The sequence below is a fragment of the Lentzea sp. NPDC003310 genome (assembly GCF_040610935.1).
Taxonomy (GTDB): Bacteria; Actinomycetota; Actinomycetes; order Mycobacteriales; family Pseudonocardiaceae; genus Lentzea.
This window is the reverse complement of sequence record NZ_JBEXNC010000029.1, coordinates 36811-52810: the sequence shown is the minus strand read 5'-3', so window position 1 is coordinate 52810 and position 16000 is coordinate 36811. Positions and strand designations below refer to the sequence as shown.

The following is a 16000-nucleotide window of genomic DNA, read 5'->3' as shown; positions in this document are numbered from 1 at the left end:
GGGCGTGTGGTCAACGAGCCGTCCAGTCGTGTGACACCTGCCGCCACTCCCTCTCCCACCGCCGCAGGCGCAACCGCGTGTGCGTGAACCGGGTCAGGAAGTAGAGCAACGCCGCCGCGCCGGTGGAACCGCCCCACACGGCGAGGGCGAAGCCGATCGCGTTGATCACCGCACCCTCGGGCGACCGCGGCGGCTCGGTCACACCACCCTGCCGGTCGATCCAGATCGGCACGGTGGTTCCCGCCAAGGCCCCGAAGTGCGCCTGCACGTCCCCCACCTCCTCTTGACCGTCCGGCCCGTTCCACGTCGCCGCCACGGGCGTCGTCTCCAGGACGGTGCCGCGGTCGTCGACGGTCATCGCGGGCGGTGCGTTCTCGACGAGCGTGGCCACGGCGCGGAGGCGGATCCCCTGCTCTGCCATCACCTGGGCCCGCTGGCGGGCGTGCAGCTCCGAGCCTGCCGCCGCCGCGATCGGCGCGGCCAGCAAGGCGACCGCGACGGCGAGGACGAGCACGGCTCCCTCGAGCCGGTCGCCCGCGGCCGCGAGCTGGTTGCGGCCGGGGAACGCCAGGCGGACGGCTCGGGCGATCGGCTTCGAGTTCACGGTTCACCTCCGTGATCGAGGTTCCTCCGTCCGCACAGTCCGTCACAGGGCCCAAGGTCACTCAGGTCGCCGTGCCGAGGGTCCCGCCAGCACGGCGACCCGCCAGATCCGAAGTGGACAGTCACGTGCCAGGCCCGTTCGACTGTTCGTGGGCGGGACGAAAGGCCCTGCGCGGCAACCGGTCCGCACCGGCACGCTGAGTGGCACACGATCAGGAGGAGCACCCCATGTCATCTCAGTGCCGCATCGTCGTCGGAGTGGACAGGTCGCCGGCGGCGAGGGCCGCCCTGGCTTGGGCCGTGGAGGAGGCGAAACGCCTCGACGCGTCCGTGCTCGCCCTGTCGGTCCGCCAGCTCGGTTCGCCGTCGGAGGACGGCGCCTTCGCCCAGACGCACGCGCGGGAACTCGCCGCCGCGGTGGACGCGCTCGGCGAGGCCGCTCACGGCGTGCGCATCGACCAGGAGGTGCCGCACGGACTGCCCGGTCCCGTTCTCGTCGAGCGTTCGGCGGGCGCGACCCTCCTGGTCGTCGGCGAGCACGGAAACCGCCAGGCGGGCGTGCTCGTGATGAGCTCGGTCACCAGCCACTGCCTGCGGCACGCCCTGTGCCCGGTGGTCGCCGTACCGCTGGAAGGAGCGCGCCATGACGGTCCTCTCATGCTCAGGCCTGAGACGCCGGTTCGGTGACGTGCTGGCCGTGGACGACGTCTCGTTCACCATCGGTGAAGGAGAGACCTACGGCCTGCTGGGACCGAACGGCGCCGGCAAGACGACCACGATCTCGATGATCACCGGAGTGCTGGAGCGCGACGCGGGCGAGGTCGTGGTGGCCGGCGTACCCATGTCGACCACGGACGTCGCGGCGAAGCGCCTCGTCGGTTACGTGCCTCAGGAGCTCGCGCTCTACCCCGACCTCACCGCACGGGAGAACCTGAGGTTCTTCGCGAACCTTTACGGTGCCGGCCGCCACCGCGTCGAGCGCGTGCTCGAGGTCGTGGGTCTGGCGGACCGGGCGAACGACCTCGCGCGCGAGTACTCCGGCGGCATGAAGCGACGGCTCAACGTCGCCATCGGGCTGCTGCACGAGCCGAAGCTGCTCGTGCTCGACGAACCGACGGCGGGCGTGGACCCGCAGAGCCGCAACCAGATCATCGAGAACGTCCGGACGCTCGCCGCCGAGGGCATGGCCATCCTCTACACGACCCACTACATGGAGGAGGCCGAGCGCCTGTGCGACCGCGTCGGAGTCATCGACTCCGGCCGCCTCATCGCCGAGGGCACGCGACGCCAGCTGGTCGAGCGGCTCGGCGAGCGGGACAGGATCTCGCTGCTGCTCGACGGAGACCTCGCCCACGCCGCGGCCGCGCTCGGCACGATCCAGACCGTCCACGGTGTGGCGGCACACGGTCACGGCCTCGAACTGGTGGTGGACGACGCGAGGGAGACCCTTCCCGTCGTGCTCTCCGCGCTCTCGTCCAACGGTGCCGTGGTGCGCTCGGTCGAGGTCGCCGAACCGAACCTCGAGACCGTGTTCCTGCACCTCACCGGCAAAGCGTTGCGGGAGTGACGATGCGGCACGCACTGCTGATCGCCGGGCGGGACCTCCGCGAACGAGCCCGTGACCGGACCGCCTACCTGCTCGCCGTCGTGCTCCCGCTGGCGCTGGCCGGCATCTTCACGCTGATCCTCGGCAACATCGGAGGAGACAGCGAACTCTTCCGCTACGTCGTCGCCGACGCGGACCGCGGCGAGGTCTCCAGGACGTTCACCGACGACGTGCTGGGACGGGCCGCGGCGTCCGGCGCGATCGAGGTGCGTGCCGTCGCGTCGGAGCAGGAGGCCCGCTCGCTGGTCGGCGACGGTGCGGCGACAGCGGCCTTCCTCCTGCCCGCCGGGTTCACCCAGGACGTGCTGGCGGGCCGGGCGGCGCGCATCGAGGTCGTCGGCGACGTCGACGCACCGACCGGCACCCAGGTCGCCCGCTCGCTCGCCCAGTCGTACACGGACCGGCTGGCCGCGGTCCGGGTGGCCGTGGCCGCGACCGTCCACTCGGGAGTCACGACGCCGCCGGCCGCGCTTGCCGCCGAAGCCGCGGCCGCACTGCCGCAGGCGGTGGTCGCGGAGGACACCGCGGCGCGCAGGGAACTCGACACCCGAACGCAGTACGCGGCGGGAATGGCGGTCTTCTTCCTGTTCTTCGCGGTGCAGTCCGGCGTGACCGGACTGCTCGACGAGCGCCGCACCGGCACGCTCGCCCGGTTGCTCGCCGGGCCGGTGCGACGGTCGTCGATCCTCGCGGGCAAGCTGCTCACCAGCGTTGCCGTGGGAGTCGTCAGCATGACCGCGCTCATCGTCGCGAGCTCACTGCTCATGAACGCGCACTGGGGTCATCCCGCCGGGGTCGCGTTGCTCGTCGTCTCCGGAGTGCTGGCCGCCACGGGCGCCATGTCCGTGGTGGCGGCGCTCGCGAAGACCGCGGACCAGGCCGGCGGCTGGCAGGCGATCACCGCCATCGTGCTCGGTGCGCTCGGCGGCGCGTTCTTCCCGGTCGCCCAGGCCGGAGGCCTGCTCGAGAAGTTGAGCCTGCTGGCACCGCACCACTGGTTCCTGCGCGGCCTCGCCGACCTCGCGGGCGGGACCGTCGCCTCGGTGCTGCCCTCGGTCGCCGCGATGACCGCCTTCGCTGCGGTGACCGGCTCGACCGCCCTGGTGCTGTTCCGGAAGGTGGTGCGACCGTGAAGGTCCTGAAGATCGCCTGGACCAACGTGCACCGCGCACTGCGCGATCGCACGGGGTTGTTCTTCCTGGTGGCATTGCCCCTACTGCTGGTGTTCGTCGTCGGCGCCGCGTTCGGCGGCGCGGGAACACCGGTGGTCGGGATCGCCGGGGACGCCGGTGTCCTGCGGGACGACCCGGCGGTCCGGGTCCGGGACTACACCGACGAGTCGTCGCTGCGCGCCGCCGTGGAGCACGGCGAGGTCAGCGCCGGGCTGGTGCGAACCGGATCCGGAACGCCGCTGCTCCTCGTGCGCTCGGACCGGGCTGGGCAACAGGTGCGCACGCTGGTCGTCTCGGCCCTGACCCGTGAGGCGAACCGCGTCGCCGCCGGTGACTTCGTCGCCTCGCACGCCGCGACGAGCCGGGACGCCGCACTGTCCGCTGTGGACTCGGCCCGCGTGGAACCGGTCGAGGTGCGCACCAGCACGACCGGAGAGGCGCTGTTCCCCGACGACTTCTCCGGCTTCGACCTCGGCGCCGCGAACCAGCTCATCGTGTTCACGTTCCTCAACTCGCTCACCACCGCCGCGGCTCTCGTGGAGGCGCGTGCCCTCGGCGTCACCCGACGCATGCTCGCCACGCCGACACCGGTCCGGTCGATCGTCGCGGGCGAGGCGCTCGGCCGGGTCGCGATCGCGTTGCTCCAGGGAGTGATCGTGCTCGTGGGTTCGGCCCTGCTGTTCGGGGTCCGGTGGGGTGATCCGCTCGGTGCGGGCGCGCTGGTCTGCGCCTTCGCGCTCGTCTCCGGCGCCGCGGCCCTGCTGCTCGGTGCCGTGTGCCGCACCCAGCAGCAGATCACCGGTCTCGGCATCCTGCTCGGCCTGGGACTGGCCGCGTTCGGGGGCTGCATGGTGCCGCTCGAGTTCTTCAGCCCCGCGCTGCGCACAGTGGCGATCGCGACTCCGCAGGGCTGGGCCAACGACGGGTTCGCCGCCCTGACCAGACGTGACGGCGACCTCCTCACCATCGCGCCGAACCTGCTGATGCTGCTCGGAACCGCGGCGGTGCTGTTCACCCTCGGCGCGTGGTGGTTGCGCCGCGCGGTGACGCGCTGACCAGCTCCGCGATCGCTTCGCTCAGAGCCGCGGCCAGCACGTCCACGTCCGGCGTGCTGTCGCGGTCCGCGGTGATGCCGATCGACAGCCGGTCGGCGTAGGACAGCACCGCCACCCCCGTTCTGATCCGCACAGCGATGGGGACGTACGGCAGGATCTCGACGATCTCGCGCCCCAGCACCCGCAGCGGCTTCCTCGGCCCGGGAACGTTGGTGGTGACGGTGACGATGCTGCGCTGGGGCAGCGCGGCGCCGAACCGGATGCTCCACGCGAGCGGGGCGAACGGCTCGTACTTCGCGAGCCCGGTGACAGCGTGCCCGGCCTCGGCTTCATGACCGCTCTTCAACGCCGTGAAGCGCTCGTGCACGGTCGACAACGCCTCCACCGCGCTGCGCGCCTCGACCGGCAGGAAGGTCAGCCGCAGACTGATCTGGTTGTCCATCCGGCGATCGGTGCGCACGGACACCGGCACCAGCGCGCGGACGCTCTGCGACAGCGGACGTTCGCCCCGTTCGAGCAGCACCGCGCGGTAGGCACGGGCGACCACCGCCAGCACGACGTCGTTCACGGTCACGCCGAACGCGTGGGCGACGTCCTTCACCTCGGGCAGCGAGGCCCTCACCACCCGGTACAGCCGCGGTGAACCGATCCGGCCGAACAGGGTGGAGACGGGCACCGGGAGCAGCGACCGAGCGAGGGAAAGGAGGCCGCCGGCGAGGGACAGAGGCATTCTCATCACTCCGGCCAGCAACGAGAACAGCCCTGGGGAGCCTCCGTCCTCGCCGTCCGGTACGGGTGCGTCTCCGTACATGACGTCGTAGAGCATCGTTCCGCTGATGCCGTCCGCCATGCAGTGGTGCACCTTCGCCAGGACCGCCCAGCGCCCGTCCGTGAGACCCTCCACCACCCAGTACTCCCAGAGCGGGCGGTCGCGGTCGAGCCGCTGCCCCATGATCCGCGCGACGAGGGCGCTCAGCTCCGCGTCGCCGCCTGGAGCGGGCAACGCGGTGCGGCGCACGTGGTACGAGAGGTCGAACGAGACATCGTCCTCCCACGCGGGAGCCTTCAAGTACCACGGAGCGCGTGTCAGCCGCTGCCGCGCCCGCGGCAGGAGCGGCAGCTTGGAGCGCATCAGGGCGAGGAACTCGTGGTGGGCGGGAGCGGGGCCCTCGATGACGGCTATGGACGCGATGGCGAGTGAGACGTGCGGATCGGCGTCCTCGATCTCCAGGAAGGCGGCGTCGAGCGGGCTGAGGGTGTCCATGTTCCCAGTGCAGCACCGGAGCACCCCGCGTCCCACGGCCCGCTGTCCCGCCCCGGGCAAGCCTTTCGGCCCTGCCACGGCCTGCCTGGTCACATGCATCGGGACCATGGCCGCAGCCCATGACGGACCTCGGTCCCTGCCCCAGGTCCCGGCACGAGGCCATCGTGGTCGGTGGAAGGGAGACGACACCATGACTGTCGAACAGCAACCGAAGGTCCACGTCCGGGGTGACGAACTCGTCGAGAAGGCCAAGCAGCTCCTCCACGAGGGCAACGTCCGGCGTCTCATCATCAAGAACGACAAGGGGCACACCGTTATGGAGGTTCCGCTCACCGCCGGGGTCGTGGCCGCGATCGCCGCGCCCGTCGTGACCGCGATCGGCGCACTCGCGGCGCTCGCCGGCGACTGGTCGATCGTGGTCGAGCGCGAGGAGAACCCCGGAGGGCAAGCGTGAAACCCGTGCGGTTGTGGGTGGGGCTCGTCCTGGTCGCGCTCGGCGTGGCCGGCATCTTCGACGCGACCGGCGTGGTCGACGCCGGGCCGTTCATCGCCGACTGGTGGCCCGCCGCGGTGGTCGTCCTCGGGCTCGTCGCGATGGCGGCGCAGCGCCGGGTGTCGCCTGGGCCCGTAGTCATCACGGCGCTCGGGCTCGTGCTGCTCGCGGGAACGCTCGGCTGGGCGACCGGGGACCTGCTTCTGCCGACGGTGTTCGCCGCGGTCGGCACCGCCGTCCTGGTCGGCCTCCGCAGGCACCACGGCGTTCGCACCCCGGTCGCGTTCTTCGGCGGCACGACGACGAGAGAGCGCTCGCAGCACCTTCGACACGCAGACGTCTCCGCGGTCTTCGGTGGCGCGACCCTCGACCTGCGGGAGGCCCACATCGACGCCGACGCGGACATCGACGCCTTCGCGTTGTTCGGCGGGGTCGACGTTCTCGTGCCGGAAGGGTGGCGGGTCTCCGCAGGCGGACTTCCGTTCATGGGCGGGATCGAGGACAAGACCGACAACGACCGCCGGCTCGCGGACGACGCACCCGTGCTGACGGTGAACGGCACCGCCCTGTTCGGCGCCGTGGTGGTCGCGAACCGGCCGCATCCCTGACCGGTCACCTGATGTGGGCGGAACGGTCTTGTTCCGCCCACATCGGGGTTTCTGCCTCTACCTCGCCGAGGTGGACGTGTCGCCGCGCCGCGATCGGCCGACAACCACCGCGGCGGTGAGCATCATCGCGAGACCCAGCACCAGGACCACACCACCGGCGACGACCAGCCAGACGGACAACGTCCTCAGCGCGGGCACCTGCGCCTTCGCCGCCAGGGTCGTGTCGACGCCACGGGATCCGTCGGCGTTCAGGACCACCGCGGTCCAGCTGCCCTGCTCGGCGCGCCACGTCACCTCGCCGGTACCGGAGGCCACCCAGAAGCCCTGCGCCGAGGGCGGAGCCGGCGAGCCGCCGTCCCGGTGCCGGTAGGTCACCTGGGAACCCGCCGTGCTCACCTCGTCGCGCTCCACACCGGACAGGTACCGGTCGACGTCCTCGGTCCTGCCGATGCCGATGAACACGTCGTCGTCCGCCTTCAGCCCGACCTCGCCGAGCCAGTCGTCGGCGAGCGGCCAGTCCTCGTCGGTCCAGCGCAGCTCCACGGTGCCGAACTGCAGCGCGTACCCGTCGCTGTGGAAGGACTTCGTGGCCGTGGTGAGGAAGCCGGCGGAATCGCGTTGCGCGGTGTCCGCCCACAGCCCGACCACCCCGGTGCCGCCGACAGCACCGCCGGTGATCAGCAGCAGCGCGCCGACGACCACGGCCGCCACCCGTCCGGGAGTCCACCCGCCGTGGCCGGGCGGAGGTGGAGGCGTCTGGTCGATCGTCGTGGTCGCGGGCTCGTCGCCGCCCGCGTCGAAGCGGAACGGCGGGTAGGTGTCCGTCATCAGCCCGGAGTAGGCCGCCACGCGCAGGACCCAGCGGTCCATGCCGAGCACGAAGTCGAACAGCCCCTGGGGATAGCGGCCGGTGAACAGCAACGCGATGCCGGCGAACAGAGCCATCAGCCCGACGAGACCGCCGGAGTTGTAGACGGTCTCCCCCGTCCGGTAGGCGACGTAGCTCCCGCCGCCGAGGAAGAAACCGACGATCAGGTAGTGCGGAATCGCCAGGAGCCACCACTTCACGAGCACCAGCCCTCGCGAGAGGTGCTCGGGGTAGGCGATGTCCAGCGTGGCCGGGTAGTCGGGTTCGGCGCCGAGGCTGAACGGCGGGTAGCGGTCGGTCGCCAGCGCGCCGTAGGTGTAGTACGCGACGCGCCACGACCAGCGCAGCACACCGACGTTGAAGTCGAAGAGCACGCGGGGGTAGTGGCCGTTCAGCAGGATCGCGAAGAACGCCACGACGCTGAAGACCACGAACCCCAGCCAGAGGAACGCGAGCAGCAGGTAGTGCGGAATCGCGAGGAACCACTTCACCAGCCACAGCCAGCGGCTCAGACCGGGGTCCAGGCGGGCGTGCACGTGCACCGGGTAGCCGGCGGTCGCGGTAGTCATCGGAGCCTCCCTACGAGGGGTCGTTCTCCACTGGGGTGTGTTCGTTGACGGGGATCACGACGACCGGCGCACTGCCGCCTCCTCCACGCGGATCTCCACCTCGGGTGGTCGCTGGAGGGTGTTGTGCACGGTGCAGTGGTCCATAACCGCCTGCAGCGCCGACTTCTGCTGTGGTGTCAGTTTCTCTACGACGTACGAGGTGACCTCGATCCTGCTCACCCGTGCCGGCCGGTCAGCTGCCATCTCGTAGTCCGCGTCCACCCGGAGGTCGTCGGCCGAGAGGTCGTGCCGCCGCAGGTATCCGTTGGCGTAGTGGGCGACACAGGTCGCGAGGGACGCGACGAAGAGCTCCACAGGGGACATACCGCGGTCGGTTCCGGGCTGGTCGGTGTGCAGTTCGTGCTCACGCAGCCGGATGACGAACTCGTCGTCCCTGACGTGCGCGACCGTGAGCCTGTGCGACGTCGACGGCCTGGGAACGGTGGTCATGGTGCCCTCTCACAGAAGCGGTCCAGGAGTCAGCGGCGTCATCGGTCGGTCCTCGTGCATTACCCGCTGCTCAGCCGCTTTGACGACCACGACCGGGCAGGAAGCGTGGTGAACGCAGTACGAACTGACCGAACCGAGCAGCAACTCGGTCAGCGGACTGCGGCCCCGGTTCCCGACGACGAGGAGCCGTGCGTCGCGGGCCATCTCGACGAGCATCTTCTTCACGTCACCCTCGATCAGGACGTGCCGCAGCTCGACACCGGTCACATCGGCGGTCGCCTCGTCCAGCACGGCGCGCTGTGCGGCCTCGACGTTCTCCGGGCCCGTCGAGCTCACCGGAGGCACCGGCGCCATCACCACCGCGTAGTCCATGTGCCACACCGAGACCACGTCGATCGGGCAGTTCAGCTCGCGCGCCTGGTCCGCTGCCCAGCGCAGCGCTGCCGCCGCTGCCGGAGAACCGTCGAAGCCCACCACGATCGGCTTGAGTTCGTTGTCGCTCATACATTTCAGCGTCGCGGTTCACCCCTGGCCAGGTCAGTGGCCGCGGGCCCGCACGCCTCAGGACCTTCGTCCCGCGCGGTTCAGGAGGCGATGGCGGACGTCCGCACGCCCGGCACGGTGCGGACCAGGGCCTCGACCACCCTGCGTTCGGCTTCGTCGGCGAACGACCCCGTCACGCGCACGTCGCCGCCGTCCACCACGACAGTCCACCGCGGATCGCGTTGGTAGGCGCGCAGCGCCATCTCCACCCGCACCGCGAGCATGGCGTCGGTCGGGGTGAGGATGCGCAGGAGGTCGCTGCGGCTGACCACGCCGACCAGGACGTCCTCCTCCGCCACGATCGGCAGGCAGCGCAGCCGTTTGGTCAGCATGGTGGTGGTCAGCTCGGCGGGTGACGAGGTGATCGGCGCACTGATCACCCGCTGGCGCATGACCCGCGAAACCGGCCCGTTCGCCATCTCCGGCGCCATCCCTGCGAGCAGGAGATCGGCACCCGAGACGATGCCGACCAGCTTGTTGTCGTCGTCCACCACCGGCAGCGCGGAGAAGCCGCGGTCGCCCAGCAGCGCGCCCGCGTCGCGCACGGTCGTGTCCGGACTGATCGAGACCGGCGGGCTGGTCATCACATCTGCAGCGTTCATACGCACGAGCGTGCGTCTCCTCTGTTCGCCGCGGCAGAGCGGTTGGCCACGCCCCGGCGGTGACGTAGGTCCTCCCCCCGCTCACGCGTCACCGGCGCTGACGCGCCGCCGCGAGGTACGTGGCCGCGGGCATCGCCGCGAACAGGCGCCACTCCTGCGGCATCGAGGTCGCCTCGTCGAGGAACCGCAACGCCGGTTCCGCCGTCCGGTAGCGGAACAAGGCCCCGAAGGCACGTTCCAGCTGAGCGGGCCGCCGGGTGATGACGTCGAGCAGCACACCGTCGAACATCCGGAAGCGGGCCGGCGCCTCCGGCAGGTCGAACGGGTGTCCGCTCCGGCGCAACGACTCCGCGATGGCGGCGCTGTCGCGCTGGATCCGCTGGTAGGCGAACCCGGTCGAGGCCTTGAGCAGGCCTCCCTCCGCGCCGATGCTCAGAACCGAACCGTTGACGCGCGTTGTCGGCCTGGCGCGCAGAGGCAGCACGGAGTGCTCCACGCGTTCCACCTCGTGCCCGCCCGTCCGCACGATCTCGGTCAGGTACTCGCTGAGCGCTTCTTCCTGTGCCGCAGCGTCTTCCGGGGTGCCAGCCGCGACGAAGGACGTGTGCTCAACGAGCGCGTGATGTGCGTCGAACGGCAGCACGTAGACGAAACTCGCCCCGCCCACCTGCGCGGTGCGGAAGTCGAACAACGTCGGTGTCTCGGCGTCGAACGCCGCACGCTCGCTGCGCACGTACCAGCCGCGGAACGCGAGCGAGGCGTCCACCGGCGGCGGCGTCTCCGGCCCGATCACGCTGTCGAACACCCACTTCGCTCGCAGGTGCTGACCGTCGACGACGACACCGTCCTGCTGGACTCGGTCGACGTGACCCCGCAGTGAGGTGAAGTGGCGGAGCGGCCGGGTCAGCCTCTCGACCACGTCCGCCAGATCGGCGCCGTGCACGACGCGGTACCGGTAACCGCCGAGCCGCAGGACCTTCGTCTCCCCGTTCACGTGCACCCGGACCCGGTCGAACCACCGGCTGGCGGCGGCGTCGAGGAGGCCGGGCCGGTTCGTCCAGGACGCCCAAGTCCTGGACGCGATCGGACGGGTCCCGTCGTCGACGACGACCACGGGATGCCGGTGGTCGGCCACGGCGAGGTGCGCGGCGAGGCTCACCCCGCTCAGCCCTCCACCCGCGATCACGATGCGCGTCATGGCTCCAGCCTGTCCGTCGAGGTCCCACGCCCGACACGGAACTGCGGACCGGTCAGGTGGGGACCTTCGTCCCTGCGTTCGCCGACGTCCGCGGAGCACCGTTGAGCCATGAGCACCGAACTGATGACCCGCGAGATCCGACGGACCTGGTTCGTCCAGGTGACCGCGGGCGAGTTCGCGGGCTTCCTCGCCCCCGCACTCGCCGGGGCGCTGGCGGCGCCGACTCCGGTGCTCGTGCCGGCGGGCTTGGCGGAGGGCGCGATCCTCGGTACGGCGCAGTGGTGGGCCCTGCGCCGTACCTTCCCCGCGCTGAGCGGACGGTCGTGGATCAGCATGACCGCGCTCGCCGCGGCCTTCGCCTGGGCGGTCGCGCTGATCGCCGTCGACAACGCCGCGCGCCTGAACTCATTGCCTGCACCCGCGTTGCTCCTGCTCGCCACGATCTCGGGAACCGCGGTCCTGCTGTCGCTCGGCACCGGTCAGTGGCTGGTGCTGCGGCGGCACGTGCGCGGCGGCTCGATCTGGATCTGGGCCAACGCTCTCGCCTGGGCGGCAGGACTGCTCGTCTTCGGCGCGGTCACCACTCCCCTGTGGCAGCCGGGCCAGTCGACAGTTGTGATCGCGCTCATCGGCGCACTGGGCGGTCTCCTCATGGCGGCGACGATGGCGGCCGTCACCGGCCACTTCCTCATCAGACTGGTGGAACGGAGTTGACATGGCCACCACCACGACCGGCCACCCGGTGACCCTGGCGCTGAGCGGCGTCGTCGCGATCGGTGCCTGGGCGGGCGGCATCCTGCTCACCGTCGGCGTCATCGACTTCGGTGCCGACGTGACCAGCCGGCTTCCGTTCAGCAGCACGGCATTCGCGGCAATCGCACTGCTTCTCTTCGTCGCCGTGCCAATGACGCTCACCGCCTGGCTGTGCGCCCGGCACAACGCGTACTGGAGGGTCGCGGGCGCGGGCGCCGGTGCGATGCTCATCGGCTGGATCCTCGTCCAGCTCGCGTTGATCCAGACCTTCAGCTGGCTGCAGCCCGTCATGGCGGCAGCAGGGTGCGCGGTCCTCATGAGCGCGTTGTCCCGCGGAGCTCGCCGATGACCGCGACGACAGCCTCGCGTGCGCGGATCTCGTGGCCCGAGATCGTCTCGTGGCTGCTCGCGGCGGTGCTCGTGCCGGCCACGCTCTACGGCCTGTTGTCCGATCGGGCCTACCGCCTGGACCAGACCTTGCGACTCGAGTCGGTGGCACAGGACGTCCTCACCCTCGCGATCGTCCCGGTGCTCGTCCTGGCCGGCCGCCGTGCTCGGGCGGGCTCGGCCGCGGCACACCTGCTCTGGCTCGGCCTGCTCGCGTACGTCGCCTACACCTACTTGATCTACGCGTTCGGAGTTCCGCAGAACTCCGCGTTCCTGCTCTACGTCGCGGCAGTGGCGCTCTCGGTCGCGGCGCTCGTGGACGGCGTCGCGCGTGTCGAGGTGAGGCAGCTCCGGCTCGGAGACCACGCGGGCGCAGGCTGGTTCCTCATCGCGATCGGGCTCGCTTTCGCCGGCCTCTGGCTCTCCGACCTCCTGCCGTCCCTCGGAGGTCTGCCCGGCACGATCGGTGTCGGGGAGCTCCCCTACCCGGTCTACGTCGTGGACCTGGCGTTCGCCCTGCCCGCGATCACGGCCACGGGCGTCGCTCTCGTGCGCCGCCACCCCGCCGCACCGGTGCTCGCGGCCGTGGTCCTGGTCAAGATCGTCACCCTCGGCCTCGCGATCGAGGCGATGGCGATCACCCTGCTGCTCAACGGCCTGTCCCCCGACTGGCCCGTCGCAGCGCTGTTCCTGGTGATCGTCGTCGTGTGCACCGCGGCACTCGTGCGCGGCACCCGCCGACTCGCCGCACCGACTCCCGGCTGGCTCCGCCCCACCCTCTGGACATGACACAGGAAGGTGCAGTTTCGATGACCACGACCGCGGACCGCACGACCACCCCGGCCTGGCACGGGTTCCAGCCAGGACCGTGGTGCGACACCATCGACGTGCGGGGGTTCATCCACGCGAACTACTCCCCCTACGAAGGCGGCGCGGAGTTCCTGTCCGGCCCCACGCCGCGCACGACAGCGTTGTGGCACAAGCTCACCACCATGTTCGTCGAGGAGCGCGCTCGCGGCATCTACGACGTGGACGCACGCACCCCTTCGTCCATCACCTCGCACGCCCCCGGTTACATCGATCGCGACCGCGAGATCGTCGTGGGTCTGCAGACCGACGCGCCGTTGAAGCGGGCCATCATGCCGCAGGGCGGGCTGCGCATGGTCGAGACGAGCCTCAGGACATACGGCTTCGAACTCGACCCCCACGTTCGTGAGATCTTCGCGAGGTACCGCAAGACGCACAACGACGGTGTCTTCGACGCTTACACCGCCGAGATCAAACGGGCACGCAAGGCCGGCATCATCACGGGCCTTCCCGACGCGTACGGACGAGGCCGCATCATCGGCGACTACCGCCGGGTCGCGCTGTACGGGGTCGACCGGCTGATCACCGCGAAGAAGGCGGAACGCGCGACGCTCGATGAGCTCTGGTCCACAGAGGACGTCATCCGGGAACGTGAGGAGGCGACCGAGCAGATCCGCGCGCTCGACGAACTGAGGCAGATGGCGTCCTCCTACGGGTACGACATCTCCGGACCGGCGACCTCCGGCCGCGAAGCCGTCCAGTGGCTGTACTTCGCCTACCTCGCCGCGGTGAAGGAGCAGAACGGCGCCGCCATGTCACTCGGCCGCACCGCGACCTTCCTGGACGTCTACCTGCAGCGCGACATCGACAACGGCGCACTCACCGAGACCGATGCGCAGGAACTCGTCGACGACCTCGTCATCAAGCTGCGCATCGTCCGCTTCCTGCGCACACCCGAGTACGACCAGCTGTTCTCCGGCGACCCGACGTGGGTCACCGAGTCGATCGGCGGCATGGGAACCGACGGCCGTCCGCTCGTCACCCGCACGAGCTTCCGGTTCCTGCAGACCCTCTACAACCTCGGCCCTGCACCGGAACCCAACCTCACCGTGCTCTGGTCACCCCGCCTGCCGGAAGGCTTCAAGCGCTTCTGCGCCAGAGTGTCGATCGACACGAGCTCGATCCAGTACGAGAACGACGACCTCATCCGGCCGCGGTTCAGCGACGACACCGCGATCGCGTGCTGCGTCTCGGCCATGCGGGTCGGCAAGCAGATGCAGCTGTTCGGAGCGCGCGTCAACCTCGCCAAGGCACTGCTGTATGCGATCAACGGCGGCCGTGACGAGATGACCGGCGAGCAGGTGGCGCCGGTGTCCGAACCGATCACCACGCAGTACCTCGTCTACGACGACGTGCGAGCGGCTTTCGACAGGATGACCGACTGGCTCGCCAAGACCTACGTCGAGGCGCTGAACATCATCCACGCCATGCACGACAAGTACGCCTACGAACGCATCGAGATGGCGCTGCACGACCACCCGGTCCAGCGCCTGCTCGGCTGTGGCATCGCCGGCCTGTCCGTCGTCGCGGACAGCCTGTCCGCCATCAGGGACGCTCGTGTGCGAGTGGTCCGCGACGAGTCCGGTCTCGCCGTCGACTACGTCGTCGAGGGCGACTTCCCCAAGTACGGCAACAACAACGACCGCGCGGACGCGATCGCCGTGGAGCTGGTCGAGAGCTTCATGACCAAGGTGCGTCGCTACCCCGCACACCGCGGTGCCGTGCACACCCAGTCGGTGCTCACCATCACCTCGAACGTCGTCTACGGCAAGCACACCGGCAACACCCCGGACGGCCGCCGCGCGGGCGAACCCTTCGCACCAGGCGCGAACCCGATGAACGGCCGTGACAAGCACGGCCTCGTCGCCGCCGCGCTGTCGGTCGCCAAGCTCCCGTACGACCAGGCCCAGGACGGCATCTCGCTCACCGCGAGCATCACCCCCGCTGGCCTCGGCAGAAGCGAGGACGAGCAGGTGACCAACCTCGTCGGCGTGCTCGACGCCTACACCGACGCCGGCGGCTTCCACCTCAACGCCAACGTCCTGAACCGCGACACCCTCCTCGACGCGATGGCACACCCGGAGAACCACCCCCAGCTCACCATCCGCGTGTCCGGCTACGCGGTGAACTTCATCCGCCTCACTCCGGAACAGCAACGCGACGTCATCAACCGCACCTTCCACGAGTCGCTGTGACCACCGGATCAGTCCACTCCTGGGACATCTCCACCGCGGTCGACGGACCGGGCACCCGCTTCGTGCTGTTCCTGAGCGGGTGCCCGCTGCGCTGCCTGTACTGCCACAACCCCGACACCTGGCACATGCGCGACGGCAGCCGCAAAACCGTCGAGGAGGTAGCCGCCGAGATGGCGCACTACCGCCGCTTCATCGAAGTGGCGGGCGGCGGTATGACGATCAGCGGCGGCGAACCCCTGCTGCAGCCCGGCTTCACCGCCGCCGTGTTCCGCGCGGCCAAGGAACTCGGTCTCCACACCGCCCTCGACACGTCCGGATTCCTGGGAGCCCGCGCGTCCGACGCGCTGCTCGCCGACACCGACCTCGTCCTGCTCGACATCAAGTCGTGGGATCCCGCGACCTACCGCCGTGTCACGCGTGGCGAGGTCACCCCTACGCTGGAGTTCGCGCGGAGGCTGTCCGGCCTCGGCAAGCCGATGTGGGTCCGATTCGTGCTCGTCCCCGGTTACACCGACGCGCTCGACAACGTGGAGGGCGTCGCGCGGTTCGTCGCCGACCTAGACGCGGTCGAGCGGGTCGAGGTGCTGCCGTTCCACAAGCTCGGCGCTCCCAAGTACGCGGCACTCGGCCTCCCGTTCCCACTCGAGGACGTCCCCACTCCAGACCGTGAACTGGTCGAACGCGTGCGCGACCAGTTCGCATCCCACGGCGTCACCGCGCTGTAGCGG

Annotated in this window: 18 protein-coding genes; 11 read left to right on the top strand and 7 right to left on the bottom strand. The window is 70.3% G+C overall.

The genetic code is table 11. The annotated features are described in order from the left end of the window. Positions 1–10: 10 nt before the first annotated feature. A complete protein-coding gene (locus ABZX02_RS40905) occupies positions 11–604 on the bottom strand; it encodes a hypothetical protein (protein ID WP_355307004.1) in 594 nt (197 codons plus the stop codon). Positions 605–831: 227 nt separating this feature from the next. On the opposite strand from ABZX02_RS40905, the gene ABZX02_RS40900 reads away from it, so the two are divergent. Genes ABZX02_RS40900 through ABZX02_RS40885 form a run of 4 tightly spaced genes read left to right on the top strand, consistent with a single transcriptional unit; the run spans position 832 to position 4436 of the window. After that, a complete protein-coding gene (locus ABZX02_RS40900) occupies positions 832–1290 on the top strand; it encodes a universal stress protein (protein ID WP_355307002.1) in 459 nt (152 codons plus the stop codon). After that, positions 1247–2170, top strand: a complete 924-nt coding sequence (locus tag ABZX02_RS40895) for an ABC transporter ATP-binding protein (protein WP_355307000.1) — start codon at positions 1247–1249, stop codon at positions 2168–2170. The genes ABZX02_RS40900 and ABZX02_RS40895 overlap by 44 nt, the downstream gene beginning before the upstream one ends. 2 nt (positions 2171–2172) lie before the next feature. Then, positions 2173–3342, top strand: a complete 1170-nt coding sequence (locus ABZX02_RS40890) for an ABC transporter permease (RefSeq protein WP_355306998.1) — start codon at positions 2173–2175, stop codon at positions 3340–3342. Then, the gene (locus tag ABZX02_RS40885; RefSeq protein ID WP_355306996.1) at positions 3339–4436 is read left to right on the top strand and encodes an ABC transporter permease; all 1098 of its coding nucleotides are present in this window, start codon (positions 3339–3341) and stop codon (positions 4434–4436) included. Before ABZX02_RS40890 ends, ABZX02_RS40885 begins: the two co-directional genes overlap by 4 nt. On the opposite strand, the gene ABZX02_RS40880 is transcribed toward ABZX02_RS40885, so the two are convergent. Further along, positions 4393–5700, bottom strand: a complete 1308-nt coding sequence (locus ABZX02_RS40880) for a wax ester/triacylglycerol synthase family O-acyltransferase (protein WP_355306994.1) — start codon at positions 5698–5700, stop codon at positions 4393–4395. The genes ABZX02_RS40885 and ABZX02_RS40880 overlap by 44 nt on opposite strands. Positions 5701–5890: 190 nt before the next feature. Between ABZX02_RS40880 and ABZX02_RS40875 the strand changes: the two genes are divergently transcribed. After that, complete coding sequence (locus tag ABZX02_RS40875) at positions 5891–6154, top strand: DUF4342 domain-containing protein (protein ID WP_355306992.1); 264 nt, start codon at positions 5891–5893, stop codon at positions 6152–6154. Positions 6155–6159: 5 nt separating this feature from the next. Further along, positions 6160–6801 carry a LiaF domain-containing protein gene (locus tag ABZX02_RS40870; protein WP_355306991.1) on the top strand — a complete coding sequence of 214 codons (642 nt, stop codon included), beginning with the start codon at positions 6160–6162 and terminating at the stop codon, positions 6799–6801. Between the two features lie 57 nt (positions 6802–6858). On the opposite strand, the gene ABZX02_RS40865 is transcribed toward ABZX02_RS40870, so the two are convergent. From ABZX02_RS40865 to ABZX02_RS40845, 5 genes are all read right to left on the bottom strand, one after another. Continuing rightward, positions 6859–8238: a DUF4389 domain-containing protein gene (locus ABZX02_RS40865; protein WP_355306989.1), complete on the bottom strand. Its 1380-nt coding sequence runs from the start codon at positions 8236–8238 to the stop codon at positions 6859–6861. Positions 8239–8292: 54 nt separating this feature from the next. Then, positions 8293–8727: an OsmC family protein gene (locus ABZX02_RS40860; protein ID WP_355306987.1), complete on the bottom strand. Its 435-nt coding sequence runs from the start codon at positions 8725–8727 to the stop codon at positions 8293–8295. Between the two features lie 9 nt (positions 8728–8736). Continuing rightward, positions 8737–9231: a universal stress protein gene (locus ABZX02_RS40855; protein WP_355306985.1), complete on the bottom strand. Its 495-nt coding sequence runs from the start codon at positions 9229–9231 to the stop codon at positions 8737–8739. A gap of 80 nt (positions 9232–9311) precedes the next feature. Further along, positions 9312–9872, bottom strand: coding sequence for a CBS domain-containing protein (locus ABZX02_RS40850; protein WP_355306984.1), 561 nt, complete (start codon positions 9870–9872; stop codon positions 9312–9314). A gap of 88 nt (positions 9873–9960) precedes the next feature. After that, positions 9961–11070, bottom strand: a complete 1110-nt coding sequence (locus tag ABZX02_RS40845) for a lycopene cyclase family protein (RefSeq protein WP_355306982.1) — start codon at positions 11068–11070, stop codon at positions 9961–9963. A 108-nt stretch (positions 11071–11178) separates the two neighbouring features. Here ABZX02_RS40845 and ABZX02_RS40840 point away from each other — a divergent pair, with 108 nt between their 5' ends. The 5 genes from ABZX02_RS40840 to pflA are packed head-to-tail and all read left to right on the top strand — an operon-like array spanning position 11179 to position 15997. Further along, complete coding sequence (locus ABZX02_RS40840; RefSeq protein ID WP_355306980.1) at positions 11179–11784, top strand: hypothetical protein; 606 nt, start codon at positions 11179–11181, stop codon at positions 11782–11784. A gap of 1 nt (position 11785) precedes the next feature. Next, positions 11786–12172, top strand: a complete 387-nt coding sequence (locus ABZX02_RS40835) for a hypothetical protein (protein WP_355306978.1) — start codon at positions 11786–11788, stop codon at positions 12170–12172. Then, positions 12169–12999: a hypothetical protein gene (locus ABZX02_RS40830; RefSeq protein WP_355306976.1), complete on the top strand. Its 831-nt coding sequence runs from the start codon at positions 12169–12171 to the stop codon at positions 12997–12999. The genes ABZX02_RS40835 and ABZX02_RS40830 overlap by 4 nt, the downstream gene beginning before the upstream one ends. Before the next feature lie 20 nt (positions 13000–13019). Next, entirely contained in the window at positions 13020–15272 is a 2253-nt protein-coding gene (gene pflB, locus ABZX02_RS40825; protein ID WP_355306974.1) for a formate C-acetyltransferase, read from the top strand. Further along, positions 15269–15997 (top strand): pyruvate formate-lyase-activating protein, encoded by a 729-nt coding sequence (gene pflA / locus ABZX02_RS40820; protein ID WP_355306972.1) that lies wholly within the window; start codon positions 15269–15271, stop codon positions 15995–15997. Before pflB ends, pflA begins: the two co-directional genes overlap by 4 nt. The last annotated feature ends 3 nt before the right edge of the window (positions 15998–16000 follow it).